Source organism: Sporosarcina sp. QA0331 (assembly GCF_055808055.1).
Genome location: NZ_CM147850.1, coordinates 1,670,303 through 1,685,227 on the forward strand (window position 1 = coordinate 1,670,303; position 14,925 = coordinate 1,685,227).

General features: G+C 43.0%; 18 protein-coding genes. 11 read left to right on the top strand and 7 right to left on the bottom strand.

Features of this window, described 5'->3' with window-relative positions:
* Positions 1–115 precede the first annotated feature (115 nt).
* Positions 116–556, top strand: a complete 441-nt coding sequence (locus tag AC0L13_RS08140; RefSeq protein ID WP_473645741.1) for a BrxA/BrxB family bacilliredoxin — start codon at positions 116–118, stop codon at positions 554–556.
* Between the two features lie 31 nt (positions 557–587).
* Here the strand turns inward: AC0L13_RS08140 and prli42 are convergent, their stop codons facing one another.
* Entirely contained in the window at positions 588–683 is a 96-nt protein-coding gene (gene prli42, locus AC0L13_RS08145; protein ID WP_473645743.1) for a stressosome-associated protein Prli42, read from the bottom strand.
* 114 nt (positions 684–797) lie between these two features.
* On the opposite strand from prli42, the gene mce reads away from it, so the two are divergent.
* The 6 genes from mce to rnz are packed head-to-tail and all read left to right on the top strand — an operon-like array spanning position 798 to position 6,577.
* On the top strand, positions 798–1,202 hold the full coding sequence (mce, locus tag AC0L13_RS08150) for a methylmalonyl-CoA epimerase (protein ID WP_473645745.1): 405 nt from the start codon (positions 798–800) through the stop codon (positions 1,200–1,202).
* Position 1,203: 1 nt separating this feature from the next.
* Complete coding sequence (locus tag AC0L13_RS08155) at positions 1,204–2,751, top strand: acyl-CoA carboxylase subunit beta (RefSeq protein WP_473645747.1); 1,548 nt, start codon at positions 1,204–1,206, stop codon at positions 2,749–2,751.
* A 28-nt stretch (positions 2,752–2,779) separates the two neighbouring features.
* Positions 2,780–3,907 (top strand): M20/M25/M40 family metallo-hydrolase, encoded by a 1,128-nt coding sequence (locus tag AC0L13_RS08160; RefSeq protein ID WP_473645749.1) that lies wholly within the window; start codon positions 2,780–2,782, stop codon positions 3,905–3,907.
* 3 nt (positions 3,908–3,910) lie between these two features.
* Positions 3,911–4,384, top strand: coding sequence for a chemotaxis protein CheW (locus AC0L13_RS08165; RefSeq protein WP_473645751.1), 474 nt, complete (start codon positions 3,911–3,913; stop codon positions 4,382–4,384).
* A 54-nt stretch (positions 4,385–4,438) separates the two neighbouring features.
* A complete protein-coding gene (locus AC0L13_RS08170; protein ID WP_473645753.1) occupies positions 4,439–5,629 on the top strand; it encodes a DNA polymerase IV in 1,191 nt (396 codons plus the stop codon).
* Between the two features lie 9 nt (positions 5,630–5,638).
* Positions 5,639–6,577: a ribonuclease Z gene (gene rnz, locus AC0L13_RS08175; RefSeq protein ID WP_473645755.1), complete on the top strand. Its 939-nt coding sequence runs from the start codon at positions 5,639–5,641 to the stop codon at positions 6,575–6,577.
* Positions 6,578–6,619: 42 nt separating this feature from the next.
* On the opposite strand, the gene namA is transcribed toward rnz, so the two are convergent.
* The 4 genes from namA to AC0L13_RS08195 form a co-directional block, all read right to left on the bottom strand.
* Positions 6,620–7,639 (bottom strand): NADPH dehydrogenase NamA, encoded by a 1,020-nt coding sequence (namA, locus tag AC0L13_RS08180; protein WP_473645757.1) that lies wholly within the window; start codon positions 7,637–7,639, stop codon positions 6,620–6,622.
* A 26-nt stretch (positions 7,640–7,665) separates the two neighbouring features.
* Complete coding sequence (gene proC, locus AC0L13_RS08185) at positions 7,666–8,475, bottom strand: pyrroline-5-carboxylate reductase (protein WP_473645759.1); 810 nt, start codon at positions 8,473–8,475, stop codon at positions 7,666–7,668.
* Between the two features lie 308 nt (positions 8,476–8,783).
* Positions 8,784–9,230 carry a hypothetical protein gene (locus AC0L13_RS08190; RefSeq protein ID WP_473645761.1) on the bottom strand — a complete coding sequence of 149 codons (447 nt, stop codon included), beginning with the start codon at positions 9,228–9,230 and terminating at the stop codon, positions 8,784–8,786.
* A complete protein-coding gene (locus AC0L13_RS08195; protein WP_473645763.1) occupies positions 9,194–10,339 on the bottom strand; it encodes an SPFH domain-containing protein in 1,146 nt (381 codons plus the stop codon). The genes AC0L13_RS08190 and AC0L13_RS08195 overlap by 37 nt, the downstream gene beginning before the upstream one ends.
* A gap of 175 nt (positions 10,340–10,514) precedes the next feature.
* Here AC0L13_RS08195 and AC0L13_RS08200 point away from each other — a divergent pair, with 175 nt between their 5' ends.
* From AC0L13_RS08200 to AC0L13_RS08215, 4 genes are read left to right on the top strand one after another with little or no spacing between them, the layout of a single operon-like run.
* Complete coding sequence (locus AC0L13_RS08200) at positions 10,515–11,459, top strand: MBL fold metallo-hydrolase (protein WP_473645765.1); 945 nt, start codon at positions 10,515–10,517, stop codon at positions 11,457–11,459.
* Positions 11,446–12,204 carry an SDR family NAD(P)-dependent oxidoreductase gene (locus AC0L13_RS08205; protein ID WP_473645767.1) on the top strand — a complete coding sequence of 253 codons (759 nt, stop codon included), beginning with the start codon at positions 11,446–11,448 and terminating at the stop codon, positions 12,202–12,204. The genes AC0L13_RS08200 and AC0L13_RS08205 overlap by 14 nt, the downstream gene beginning before the upstream one ends.
* Positions 12,205–12,227: 23 nt before the next feature.
* A complete protein-coding gene (locus AC0L13_RS08210) occupies positions 12,228–13,208 on the top strand; it encodes an MBL fold metallo-hydrolase (RefSeq protein WP_473645769.1) in 981 nt (326 codons plus the stop codon).
* Positions 13,209–13,228: 20 nt separating this feature from the next.
* Positions 13,229–13,606, top strand: a complete 378-nt coding sequence (locus tag AC0L13_RS08215) for a hotdog family protein (RefSeq protein ID WP_473645771.1) — start codon at positions 13,229–13,231, stop codon at positions 13,604–13,606.
* Between the two features lie 194 nt (positions 13,607–13,800).
* On the opposite strand, the gene AC0L13_RS08220 is transcribed toward AC0L13_RS08215, so the two are convergent.
* Together AC0L13_RS08220 and AC0L13_RS08225 are read right to left on the bottom strand one after the other, a co-directional pair.
* Complete coding sequence (locus AC0L13_RS08220; RefSeq protein WP_473645773.1) at positions 13,801–14,502, bottom strand: hypothetical protein; 702 nt, start codon at positions 14,500–14,502, stop codon at positions 13,801–13,803.
* Between the two features lie 173 nt (positions 14,503–14,675).
* Complete coding sequence (locus AC0L13_RS08225; RefSeq protein ID WP_473645775.1) at positions 14,676–14,903, bottom strand: hypothetical protein; 228 nt, start codon at positions 14,901–14,903, stop codon at positions 14,676–14,678.
* Positions 14,904–14,925 lie beyond the last annotated feature (22 nt).

Consider the following 14,925-nt stretch of genomic DNA (forward strand, 5'->3'; position numbering starts at 1 on the left):
ATTATATGTTGCATGTTAAACTCGGCACTCTATGTAAGCTTCAAAATTCACTTTTTTGCAAGTATAACAACCAACTGATATGATGAAAATATATTTTGAAAGGGGCCAATTTACAATGACTATGGATTTTAATTTTTATATGGAAGATATTACGAAGCAAGCACGTTCTGAAATGGAAGCAAGCGGCTACGAACAACTAACAACGCCTGAAGAAGTGGAAGCGGCACTCAAACGGTCAGGGACAACGCTTGTCATGGTTAACTCTGTTTGTGGCTGCGCAGGTGGAATTGCACGCCCTGCTGCTGCACACGCGGTTCATTATGATAAACGACCTGATCACCTCGTCACTGTGTTTGCAGGGCAAGACAAGGAAGCAACTGCATATGCTCGCATGATTTTTGGTGAAGACCATCTACCTTCATCTCCATCCTTCGCATTATTAAAGGACGGTAAACTTGTTGCAGAAATCGGACGCTATGAAATTGAAGGCCATGATCCGATGTCCGTTGTCACAAACTTGCAAAGCCAATTTGAAGAGTTCTGTGAAGAAATATAAAAAACAGTCCCCATGGACTGTTTTTTTGTTCTTATAATAGTACGCTCAAACCAAGAAGAACAGTTGAAGCGACCATAGCCGCAATCATTAAATAGACAACAACTTTCTGCACTTTTTTATTGCTCATCCGGCAAATCTCCTCACGTTATAGATACTTCCATTTTAACAGATTCCATAAAATTCTCAAGATGTAGCGGATTTAATTAGAAAACGTTACAATGGATTGAAGGGGGGCGTTCAAATGAATAAAGTGGATCATATCGGAATTGCCGTTAAAGATTTGAACAATGCACTGCCATATTACATAAAAACATTAGGGTTGAAACTGCTTCGGATTGAAGAGGTTGAAAGTCAAAAAGTGAAAGTGGCATTCATCGATGCAGGAAATTGTAAAATCGAACTGCTTGAGCCGATTGGTGAAGAAGGAGCGGTTGCGAAATTCCTTGAAAAGCGCGGGGAAGGAATTCATCATATCGCTTTCGGTGTAACTGATATTCGATCGCGAATGGAGGAGTTGAAGGAGAAGGGCGTTCAACTGCTGCAAGAGGAGCCCAAGTTAGGAGCGGGCGGTGCGGAAGTGGCTTTCATGCATCCGAAATCGTCTTTTGGGGTACTGTACGAATTATGTGACAAAGGGGAAAAGTAGAATGGACATTTATGATAAAATTAATGAATTATATGATAGAAAACGTGAAATCGAACTTGGCGGCGGCGACGAACGGATTGCGAAACAGCATGAAAAAGGTAAACTGACAGCCCGGGAACGGATCAATCTATTGCTCGATGAAGGAACGTTTGTTGAGTTAAATCCTTTTGTCATACATAGAACGCGTGATTTTGGCATGGATAAACAAATGGGACCAGGCGACGGGGTTGTAACTGGGTATGGAAAAATCGATGGACGCCCCGTTTATCTTTTCTCACAGGATTTCACTGTTTTCGGTGGAGCACTTGGAGAAATGCACGCTATGAAAATTGCAAACGTCATGGATTTGGCTGCAAAGAATGGAGCTCCTTTCATCGGGTTGAACGATTCAGGCGGCGCCCGTATCCAAGAAGGTGTCGTTTCGCTTGACGGGTATGGCGAGATTTTCTATCGTAATGCAATCTATTCAGGGGTCATTCCACAAATCTCGGTTATATTAGGTCCGTGTGCGGGCGGAGCTGTTTATTCCCCTGCTATCACAGACTTTGTATTTATGACGGATGAAACGAGTCAAATGTTCATCACTGGACCGAAAGTAATTGAAACGGTGACAGGTGAAAAAATTTCTTCCGAAGATTTAGGTGGATCGAAAGTACATAATTCCATTAGCGGGAATGCCCACTTCCGAGGGAAAAATGAAGAAACAGTATTGGAACAAGTGAGGAACCTGCTTTCCTACCTACCGCAAAACAATGATGAAAAATCACCTGTGCGTGAGACGACACCAGAGGATGACTACCGAAACGATCTAGCCGATGCGGTCCCGTTCGAAACGATTCGACCTTACGATGTCCGAAAAGTCATCGAGCAAGTCGTAGACGAAAATTCATTTCTCGAAGTGCAGGCGGAATTTGCGAAAAATGCGGTTGTCGGTTTTGCCCGCATGAAAGGTGAATCAGTCGGATTAATTTGCAACCAGCCGAAAGTGATGGCAGGAGGATTGGATATTAATTCGTCGGACAAGATTGCCCGCTTCATCAGAACTTGTGATTCATTCAATATACCACTTATTACATTCGAGGACGTTACAGGCTTCTTCCCAGGAGTAAAACAGGAGCATGGGGGCATCATCCGCCACGGTGCAAAAATCCTTTATGCTTACTCGGAAGCGACAGTTCCTAAAATTACTGTCATCTTACGAAAAGCATTCGGTGGGGCTTATGTCGCATTGAACTCAAAAGCAATCGGAGCGGACGTAGTCTACGCATGGCCGAATGCAGAAATTGCTGTTATGGGGGCGGAAGGCGCAGCAAACATTATTTTTGCAAGGGAAATTGCGAATAGTGATAATCCGGAAACGACAAGAGAAGAAAAAATCGAAGAATACCGGGCGAAATTTGCAAATCCTTATGTAGCTGCTTCCCATGGGATGGTAGACGACGTAATTGATCCTAGAGAGACGCGCATAAAACTTTTGCAAGCGCTTGAAATGATGAGAAATAAGCAAGAGACGAGACCAAGAAAGAAACATGGTAATATTCCATTGTAATGGAACGAAAACGAAGGAGAGATGTATCGTGAACGCACAGCGGCTATTGGATGAATTTTTTGAGCTTGTTCAAATTGATTCAGAAACGAAACATGAAGAAGGAATTGTAGAAGTATTAAAGGAAAAAATGGAGAATCTCGGATTCACGGTCGTGGAAGATGATTCAAAAAAGATGACGGGACACGGAGCGGGAAATTTAATTGCAACGTTGAAAGGCAATGTAGAAGTCGCAGATCCGATTTACTTCACATGCCATATGGATACGGTCGTTCCAGGGAAAGGCATTAAACCGGAATTGCGTGAAGACGGATATATTTACTCTGACGGCACGACAATCTTGGGTGCTGATGATAAGGCAGGAATTGCTGCTTTATTTGAAATGGCAAAAGTGTTGAAAGAAGAAGGAAAGCCCCATGGAGATATCCAATTCATTATTACTGCAGGTGAAGAGAGTGGGCTTGTCGGGGCAAAAGCGATGGATCCGTCTCTTCTGACAGCGAAATATGGATATGCCGTCGATAGTGATGGAAAAGTCGGTGGAATTGTAACTGCTGCACCTTACCAGGCTAAACTTTGGACGACAATCCATGGCAAGACAGCCCATGCTGGAGTCGCACCTGAAAAGGGAGTTTCAGCTATCAATATTGCTGCTAAGTCGATCGCTGCTATGACACTAGGACGCGTGGATTCGGAGACGACAGCAAATATCGGTCGTTTTGAAGGTGGACAAGCAACGAATATCGTCTGTGATGAAGTCCGTATTATTGCAGAAGCACGTTCTATTAATTCCAAAAAGCTTGATAAGCAGACAGCTCATATGGTGGAAACGTTTGAAAAAACGGCAGCTGCTATAGGAGGTAAGGCGGAGACGGAAGTGAAGCTTATGTATCCAGGATTTAGCTTCGAAGAAGATACTGAAGTTGTGCAAACGGCAATCGAAGCAATCCGAAATATTGGCAGGGAGCCTGAACTAATGACGAGCGGTGGCGGAAGCGACGGAAACGTCTTTAATGGAGCCGGAGTTCCTACTGTGACATTGTCGGTCGGTTATGAAGAAATCCATACAAAAAATGAACGGATGCCTGTCGAAGAATTGAATAAGCTCACTGAATTGTTGATTGAAATTGTTCGGGTAGCGGCAACCAAGGGGGCTTAAACAATGAGCAACATGAAAGCGGTAATTATAGAATGCGGCCAAGAGGAATACGCTTTGCCCGTCGAGACGGTTGTCTCGATCGAAAAGTTGGAATGGGTAAATCCGATTCCTCATCTGCCTGAATATATGCTTGGTTTGATGAAAATCAGAGGTGAATTAGTTCCAATCCTTGACTTTCAACAAATCTTGTACGGTAATACGGCGAAGGATGATCCGAATGCAAGAATTGTTGTTGTACAAACCGAAAATCTTTTTATTGGATTGTTAGTTCTTGACGCAAAAGAGATTTTAGATATTCCGGAAAGCAAATTGACTTCATCTGGCTTGATGGCCTATTCAAGAACACCATATTTCAAAACAGTCGCCAATTTGGAAGAGCGGATGATCACAGTTGTCGATGCTGAAATTCTTTCAAGGACATTGTCCGGGATGGATGAGATTGGTGAATATGTGAAAACACAACGTATGCAAGAATAACCGGATGGTTGCATCCATCCGGTTTTTTTGAATTTACCAATGGAGGTGAGGTTAATGACAATTGTCCCGAATTCAATGGCGAAAGTCATACTTCATCTTGACATGAACAGCTTTTTCGCCTCCGTTGAACAAGCTCATAATCCAAAATTGAAAGGGATACCGATGGCTGTTGCTGGAAATCCTAAAGAGCGACGGGGCATCCTCGTCACTTGTTCATATGAGGCGAGAGCACTTGGCATTTACACGACAATGTCAGTCGGCGAGGCAAAAAGAATTTGCCCGAATCTAGTCATCGTACCGCCTGATCATGAAAAATATCGGCTAGCTTCAAACGCTGTTTTTTCGATTTTAAGGTCCTACACCGAACTCGTTGAACCAGTTTCCATTGATGAAGCATATATCGATATTACGAATATCGGTGGGTTGACGAATGCCAAGCAAATTGCTGAGCAGATGCAGCTGCGGATTTTGAATGAATTGGATCTTCCATGTTCCATTGGGATTGCTCCGAACAAGTTTTTGGCGAAGACTGCCTCCGACATGAAAAAGCCGATGGGGATAACGATTTTACGTAAGAGACAAGTGCCAGACGTTTTATGGCCGCTTCCCGTCATAGAAATGCACGGCATCGGAAAGAGCACAGAAAAACGTTTGAATGAAATCGGTATTAAAACAATCGGAGACTTAGCAAAAACCGACGAATTATTGATCAAAAGCAAATTAGGAAAAAATGGAGTTCGACTTCGTAAAAGGGCGAACGGCATCGACCACAGGCCAGTAGATCCTGATTCTGCAGAGGAAAGGAAAAGTGTTGGAAGCTCAATGACATTGCCGATTGACGAGACGGAACTTACTGCATGCCTCGAAGTATTCAAGCAGCTATCAGTGAAAGTCGCTCAACGTTTGGACAGGAGGCAGCTTGCAGGAACTGTTATTATGATTCAAATCCGGACGTCGGATTGGAGAAACCATACAAGAAGTCGAACAGTCATCAATCCGATCTTCAAAGCGGGAGATTTGTACAAAGAAGCAGAAGATCTTTTCAAACGTCATTGGAATGGGGATGCAATCAGGTTATTAGGAATTACGGTATCAAATGTCATTCCGATAAATGAATTGAATGAACAATTGTCATTCGAAAACTTCGAGAAATATGCAAAAGAAGCTAAAATGGATGAGCTCGTAACAGAACTGGAGAAGAAATTTGGACCAAATGCCGTAAAACGAGGGTTCAAAGAAAGGTAGGCGATCGTCATGGAATTATTTTTCTTAGGGACCGGCGCTGGCATGCCGTCCAAGCAACGCAACACTTCATCCTTGATCGTCAACCTATCTGCGGAGCAAGGTGGTTATTGGATGTTTGATTGCGGCGAGGCGACGCAGCATCAATTGCTGAAAACTTCTATTAAACCTCGAAAAATAAATAAGATTTTCATTACGCATCTGCACGGCGACCATATTTTCGGATTGCCTGGCTTCCTAGGATCACGTTCGTTTTTAGGCGGAGAAGATGAATTGATTATTTATGGTCCTGTCGGCATAAAGGAATGGATCATGACTTCGCTTCGTCTTACGAAAACCCATTTGACTTATCCGTTGAAGATCGAGGAGATTGATGAAGGTGTCGTATTCGAAGATGATCAGTTCAAAGTGTCGACGTTAGAACTTGAGCACGTCATTCAATGTTTCGGCTTTAGAATCGAACAGAAGCCATTGCCGGGAAAACTACTCGTTGATAAAGCATTTGAATTGGGAGTGCCAAAAGGTCCCTTATTGAAAAAATTGAAAGATGGGGAAGACGTCGAGCTAGCCGATGGACGCATCGTTTACAGCAAAGACGTCACTGGCGATGCACAAAAAGGATTTACGGTTGCTGTATTGGGAGATACGAAATACTGTTCCACAGCCGTCAAATTGGCTGACAAGGCAGACATTTTAATCCATGAAGCAACATTTGATAACGAAACGGGAGAGCTTGCAAGCGAGTATGGCCATTCTACGATAGGCGACGCGGCTCGTACTGCGAAAGAGGCGGATGCGAAGGAGCTTATTGCAAATCATATTAGCGCACGTTTTTTACAAGCGGATATCGCCAACCTACAGGAGCAAGGTAGCGCTATTTTCCCAAACGTCCATATCGCAGAAGACTTTAGTCATTTTGAATGGAAAAACGAACAGTTGATAAAAAAATAAAGCTGCCGCAGTCTTTGTCGACAAGCGGCAGCTTTCCTTATTTCAAAAAATCCATCCACGATCATATTGCTTAGGCGGGTCGATTTCAATACGCAATTCCTTTGCTGCAGAATAGGCCCAATATGGATTACGGAGCAATTCACGAGCTAACAGTACGACATCAGCACGGCCATTCTTTAAAATTTCTTCTGCCTGCAATCCCGTCGTAATTAATCCAACTGCGCCAGTCGCTACGCCTGTTTCCTTTTTAATTTGATCAGCAAACGGCACTTGATAGCCAGGGTACGCATCGATCTTTGCGGGTACGACAGCACCAGAACTTACGTCGATCAAATCGATATCTTGAGATTTCATCCAATTTACCATTTCAATGTATTGGGAAGTCGACATTCCGCCATCCACATAATCCTCAGCCGATATCCGAACGAATAACGGACCATCCCAAACCGAACGGACAGCGTCGATAATTTCACGCAATATGCGATAACGATTTTCGGAAGGACCGCCATAATCATCCTTTCTTTTATTTGATAACGGAGAAAGGAATTCATTAATTAAATAGCCGTGGGCAGCATGCAGTTCGATCACATCAAAGCCTGCCTTTTTCGCACGGACAGCAGCATCTTTGAAAGCATTAACTGTTTCCTGGATTTCCGCAAGTGACATTTCAACTGGAGTTTTGTACTGTTCATTGAAACGGATGGCGCTTGGCGCGTAAATATCTCCTTCGACTGTAGATTTTCTACCGGCATGGGCAATCTGAATGCCCGTTTTCGCTCCATGCTGTTTCATAAGGCGGACGATTTCAGATAGACCTTCCACATGATCATCGCTCCAAATACCAAGATCACTTTCTGAAATCCGGCCCTCCGGCAATACGGCTGTCGCCTCCACAATAATCAATCCGACTTGGCCGACAGCACGAGTAGCATAGTGGATCTTATGCCAATCCTCGACTTTCCCATCCAAGTTATGGCTTGAATACATGCACATCGGCGCCATAACAATCCTATTTTTAAATTCTACTCCACGAATTGTAAACGGTGTAAATAGCTTTGCCATTTCAATGACCTCCTCTTACGTATTAATCAAGACAAAGCCCCAAGTTCTCGGGACCGTCTCTCTGCGCTATTGATGCATTCCTGAATCGTTTCTTTGAATGATCGGTTTTCAAGTGTCTTCAAGCCAGCTTCTGTCGTGCCGCCTGGACTTGTCACGTTCCGTCTTAACAGTTCCGGCTCTTCACCGGTTTGCCTTAACATAGCGGCAGCACCTTCGAAAGTCTGGATGATCAGATCGCGTGCCACTTCATTGGATAACCCATTTGCGATTGCAGCTTCTTCCAATGCCTCAACCATATAATAGACATAGGCAGGTCCGCTGCCTGATAAAGCCGTCACTGTGTGCAACTCATCTTCTTCGACTTCTTTCACAACACCGATTGATGATAATAAATTCAAAATACGCTTTCGCATATGTGGATTTACTTTAGCATTCATCGAAACTCCGCTTGCAGACTTTCCGATAGTAGCAGAAGTATTTGGCATGGAGCGAGCGATAGGACGATTTCCAAGACCATTCTCAATCGTTTTGATCGATATGCCAGCGATAACTGACAACACAGCTGTTTCACCATTCACATAATCTGCAATGTCTTGCATCGCTTGTTCGATATCTTTAGGTTTTGTCGCTAATACAATGAGTTGCGCTTCACGTAACGCATTCCGTTCGTGACAGACGACTGAAACCCCATATGTACGTTGCATGTAGGAAAGCCTCTCATCATCCGATTTATTCATCACATATACATCTTGCGCATGCACGACTTCATTCGTAAGTATACCAGCGATAATTGCTTCTGCCATAGAACCGGCTCCTACAAAAACGATCTTTCCCATACTCATCCATCCTTTCATATAAGAAAAAGCGCTTCCGTCCCGATAAAATCAGGACGAAAACGCATGTTTCCGCGGTACCACCTAAATTTGCCGAATCAATTCGGCACAACTTACAAGCTTTCGTAACGTGAAAGGGACGGCCATGTTTCCATGACAGCTCAGAAGTAGGTTCGTGGCAGGAGAGGGATTGCGGCTCTCAGTCGGTGACCGCACTTCCTGTTTCCTTCACTGCCTCTACTCGTCTTCGTCAACGCTAGATTATTGTAAATTATAGTGATTATTCCATGGTGTCAGATAAATGTCAACTGTTACATCATATCTTGAAACATAAATACTATACCGGCGACCAGCACTGTCAATAAAACAGTGAACGTCAATTTCCAAATGCTGATGGGGGCTTTTCCGCTTACTTTACCTGTTTGACCATTCACAAGGAAGCGATATACTTTATTATTAAAGTTGAATGAAGAAATCCAAAGTGGCAGCAAAATATGTTTGAACGTAATACCATCATATGATGTATCCACTTTCACAATTCTCACTTCATCGCCAGTTTCCTTGCGAAGAATTCCATTTCGAATTCTTTGATCGATAATAGTACGGGCGGACAACCAGCCTTCTTTTAACGGTATCGAATAACGTTCTGCAAGGAAGCCCGATAAATATTCCGTTTTGTAGTCAAGTAACCCACTAAGCTGGAAAGGCTCGACTTTATCGATCAGTCCGGAGGCGACATTGCGGGATGCTTTGACCAATACGTCGCAGTCGGGCTATTAATCACTCCGCATGCCGCACATTTTTTCTCTGTCACTTGTTTAGCGCCACATTCCCCGCAGAAGTTTGAACCTTCTTTTATATCCGTTTGGCAATTAATACAAGGAACTTTCTTCTCTTGAACGGATTTACCACATTCCGGGCAAAACTTAGCTGTAGCACGAATTTGTGCTTGGCAGTGCGGACATGCCATTTTTGCCGGTTCAGTCGGAGGTGCTGGCTGTTGCTGATTTGAAGTGAACGCGCCCGCCATCGCATTCCCGATTGCAGCTCCGACACCTATGCTGGCACCTGTTGCGGCCATTCCGCTGCTATCATTTTTAGCTACATCGCGAATCGCTTCCGCCGCCTGGAATTGTGTATACGTATTCATATTCCCGAGAACACCCATCGTCGTCCGCTTATCCATTGCCTGTTCGACTTCTTTTGGAAGGGACAAGTTTTCAATATAGAGTGATGTGATGTCAAAACCGAATTCAGCAAAACGCTCTTTCATCTTCTCTCTTCCTTGCGTGCTCAGCTCGTCATAATGCATCGCAAGGTCAAGCGCCGGGATTTGCGATTCGGCAAAGAGATCTGTCAATCCGGAAAGAATCATCCTCTTCAAATGGTTTTCAATACTGCTCGTATCATACGAGCTATTCGTTCCAAACAGCTCCCTCAAGAAAACGGTAGCATCAGACACTTTATAAGAATAAATACCATAACCGCGTAAACGGACCATCCCGAAATCAGCATCGCGCATCATGATCGGATTGGATGTACCCCATTTTTGATCAATGAACTGTTTTGTATTCACAAAATAGACTTCCGCTTTAAAAGGGGAGTTGAATCCAGTTTTCCAGGACTTCAGTTTTGTCAAAATAGGCATGTTTTGTGTATACAGCACATGGTGGCCAGGAGTGAATACATCCGCGATTTCACCTTCATTTACGAATACCGCAACTTGCGATTCACGTACGATCAAACTGGCACCCATTTTGATCTCATGGTTTTGTACCGGAAAACGATACACCATTGTATTGGAACTTTGGTCTGTCCATTCTATAACTTCGATAAATTGGCTTTTGAAAAAATTGAAAATCCCCATATCGATCCCCCTAGTAAAAAAGTTATCGTCATTATAGCATACTACGGATGACACGATTAAAGGTTTCAAGAATGTGGATTTTTCAAGGGTGACGGAACATTAGAAAAGATGTACAATGGACTGAATAACCATTCATAAATGCTAAATCTAATGAAATTCGAAGGAGTTTACTTATATGATACATAAAATCGAAATCCCGACGCCTTTCGCTGTCGGCGACGTCAATGCATTCGTTGTAAAAGGAGATGCCTTATCCATAGTTGACGCAGGACCCAAAACAACGGAAGCATACGAAGCGTTGAAACGTGGCCTAAAGGAAATCGGATATACATTCAATGATATAGAGCAAGTCATTTTAACGCATCATCATCCCGATCATGCAGGATGGATGGATGCCTTCGACAAAGCGGAAGTGATTGGTCATTCGTACAATGATCTTTGGTTGAAAAGGGATCAGGCATTTATGGAATACCATGATCGTTTTTATTTGCAATGCTTGAAAGAGGAAGGTGTACCGGAACACTATTTTAATTGGGTAGAAAAAATGAAACGGCCAATACGATTGATGGGAGACCGGACACTCGATAGGACAATCGGGGAAGGTGACGAGTGGGACGGACATCCGGGCTGGACAGTTATGGAAACGCTTGGACATGCGCAAAGCCATATTGCATTATTTAATGAAAAGACAGGGGAGATGATTGGAGGCGACCTTGTACTTGAAAAAGTATCGTCCAATCCTTTAATTGAACCTCCTGCTGACCGCCATGAAGAGCGGCCAAAGTCGTTGTTGCAATACAATGCTTCACTATCACGGCTATTAGATCTGCCGATTGATATTGTTTATGGCGGTCATGGAAATGAAGTTCGAAATGTTCATACCCTCATCGAATCAAGACTTCAGAAGCAGCATGAACGGGCAATGAAAGTGCTAGCGATGCTGACCGAAGGAAGCAAGACGATCTATGAGCTGACACAGCAACTGTTCCCAACCGTCTATGAAAAAGAACTTGGCCTTACTTTATCTGAAACGATCGGGCAAACCGATTATTTAGTTGCAAAAGAGCTTGTACGAGAAAATGTTTCTGAAGGCGGTATTTTGTATTATGAACAAACGTAAGACAGTTTTAGTAACAGGAGCGACGAGCGGTGTCGGTTATGCAACAGCTATGCGGCTATTGTCTGATACTGAAAGATACACCGTTTTTGCAACTGGCAGAGCTCCGGACAAACTTTGGGAATTGCAAAACGAGGGGGCCATTGCCATTCCTGCGGATGTGACAAACAAGGATGAGATGGAAAGTCTGTTGGAACAAATTGGTCCAATAGATATTGTCGTTTTTTCGGCTGGAGTGGGCTATTTCGAAGCTGCACATCTTTTGTCTGATGATGAAATCCGTTCAATGATGGATACAAATGTTATAGCACCAATCGAACTGACGAAACGTATCCTTCCGCAAATGATGGACCAGCAGGAAGGGCATCTCATTTATATTGGTTCCCAAGCTGGAAAAGTAGCGACGCCAAAAGCTTCTGTATATGCAGCAACTAAGCATGCGTTGATCGGTTATACAAATGCGCTTCGTTTGGAAGTTGCTTCGTACGGTATTCATGTTTCCGTCATCCACCCAGGTCCGATTGATACGCCATTCATAGACATCGCTGACAAAACGGGAAGCTACCGTTCGTCAGTTGGCAGACATTTGCTGCAAGTTGGCACCGTTGCAGATGCGGTCGTCCAAACAATCGAAAAACCAGTTCGCGAAATCAACCTGCCCGGTATTATGGGTCTTTCGAGCAAATTGTACGCGATTGCTCCAAACCTAGTTGAAAAAGTTGGACACAAGTATTTCATGAAGAAATAATTCTGAAGGAGGAAAAATAATAATTGAAACACTCTAATATTATTTTCTTTGAAAGAAAATTTCCAAGTGCAAATATGATTTTAATTAAAGACGAGCTACCAATCCTAATAGATACCGGATTTGGGAGTGATACAAAGGAGACGGAACAATTCATTACACAAGCTGGTGTTTCACCAGAAGATCTACATTTGATTGTAAATACGCATTATCATAGTGACCATGTAGGCGGGAATTATCACTTTCAAAAAAACTATGGTACTTCAATTGCTGCCCATACATGGGATGCCGGGTTAATTAATTCCTGTGACCTTGAAGCTTGTAGTGCAGAATGGTTGGATCAGCCTGTAGAGCCTTATCGCGTGGATAGAAAACTAGTAGATGACGAAGAGATTCAAACGGGGGATAGAACACTAAAAGTGTTGCACACACCGGGTCATACATTAGGGCATATTTCTTTATATGATCCAAAGGAACAAGTTTTGATTTCCGGTGATCTATTCCACGGAAATGATATTGGGTGGTTGAATTTATTTCGGGAAGGTGTGTCATCCATCCAACGATCAATAGAAAGTTTAGATCGGTTATCATCTCTGCCAATTCAAAAGGCGTATTCAGGGCATGGACCTCAAATCGAAAATCCGCAAGATTCCATAGATACAGCAAGAAAACGACTTGAAAAGTGGCTCAGTTCGCCTGAAAAAGTATCATGGCATGCGTGCAAAAGAATTTTTTCATTTACGTTAATAATGAAAGACGGTTTGAGGAGAGATGAAATTGGCACCTATCTATTATCATGTGGTTGGTTCCAGGATTTTGCTAGGTACTCATTCCAAGTTTCTCCTGAAGAATTTATTCAAATCCTGCTAGATGAAATGATTCGTTCCGGGGCAGCAGCTTGGAATGATGAACGTTTAATTGCTTCAGCCCCGTATAATGCGCCTGAAAAGAAGTGGATCAATATGTATGTTAAACCGAAAGATTGGAAGGCGTTGCTCCTGCAATAATTAAAAGAGGAGGAATTAAATTGACATTACAAGTTGGAGATGTCATTTCATTTGAACGGACTTTTACTGCGGAAGATGTGGAATTGTTTACGAAAATCTCATGGGATGAAGGGACCCACCATGTGATACCAGATGAACAGGGAAGGCTTGTTATACAAGGTTTGTTGACCGCGACATTGCCGACGAAAATTGGTGGAGAGCAAAATGTGCTTGCTCGGACTATGAATTTCGAATTTCTGAGACCGGTTTTTACGGGGGATACTATTAATTGTGAAGTGACGATTGATGTTTACGAAAAACAAGATAATAATCGGACGGCTATTCAGGCATCTTTTATCTGCACGAATCAGAATGAGAAACAAGTTTTGACAGGCAATTTCGGAGGCGTGATTTTTTAATTAATGAGTGTCCTGAAAGAATGGAGCGAAGGCGGCTTACTTTGAGCGAAAATGTTCCCATTTACGCGCTCGGAGTTCTCGTTCATCAACAATAAATTCTCGTTTTCGTCCCGCAAGACGACACACTTTGAATGCGCTCTTTTTTCTACCATAAAGGAGCTGTCCAGACGACTTTATGGGAAGCTCCTTAACTGTTAATATTCGTAATCCGCGGTCTCTTCTTCAAATATTTCCGCTAAGCGATCCGATGCTACAGCACCATAATTGATAACTTTACTTTCCGGATAATAAACGGTTCTTGTCATTGTCCCGTCTTCTAACTCTATACCGAAAAATACGTGCGGACCCGAACCTCTGTCATCAAGTACAGCCGGATCATAGGGGAGGGCAAGCAGCTCATCCACAAATTCATCTATTCGTTGCTGTGAGAATTCACCGACAATCGATAAATCATATGAACTTTGCAAGATAATTCTTTTGACTTTACCGTCAATATCCAAAAAATCACCGATAGTTTCAGCGTTCTCTGGTTGAAAAACCTCGTACACTTTTCCGTTGGCCACTATTCTGTATGCCGGATCATAGCCTTTCATTTCATAAAGTTTTGTACCTATATCCAAGTAGGCAGCGTCACCGTTTTTCATTTGATAATTGGCGCCTGCATGTCCATCCATTTTAAATTTTACTTCACTAAGTTCGGTACCTGTAGGCCATTCCTCTTTCAGCTGATTGACTTCATAATTATTAACATAATCCGTGTCATTCCATCGGATGATATCTACCCAATCAATTACCGATTGTGATTGTTGTGACTTCCCAATACCTTGCAAAGACTGCCCATTCGAACAGCCTGCTATGATGAATATGCCAGATAATAGTAGCAGAAGTTTCCTCATATTGTCATCTCCTTTTCGAAATAGACGGGTCACACATGGATAATGTTACATATATGTACAAATGGAAAGAGCATGATCCCAATATAGGACCATGCTCTTCTTTCCGCACCGGAAAATTTGATTGTTTGTTCACCTGCTTCAAACTGTTCTTCCTGACAAACTATAAACGCCCGTCAGTGCAGGTTGATCGAACTGACCCCTAACTTTAAAAAGTTTAGCCCTTTTTGTGATCGGCTGTATGGGGTGTCAGCTTCAAGTTGCACTTCCACAAAAAACCTACCTCTTACCGTACTTAAGTGGCCGGAGTAAAATCCTTTTCCCCGGACGAGTGTTCCACTTGCCAGTAAAGCAAATTTTCCGCCAAGGCTGTGCAAATCTTCGCGGATTTGACTTTCATTCAATCGTCTCCACTTTCGTTCTGCC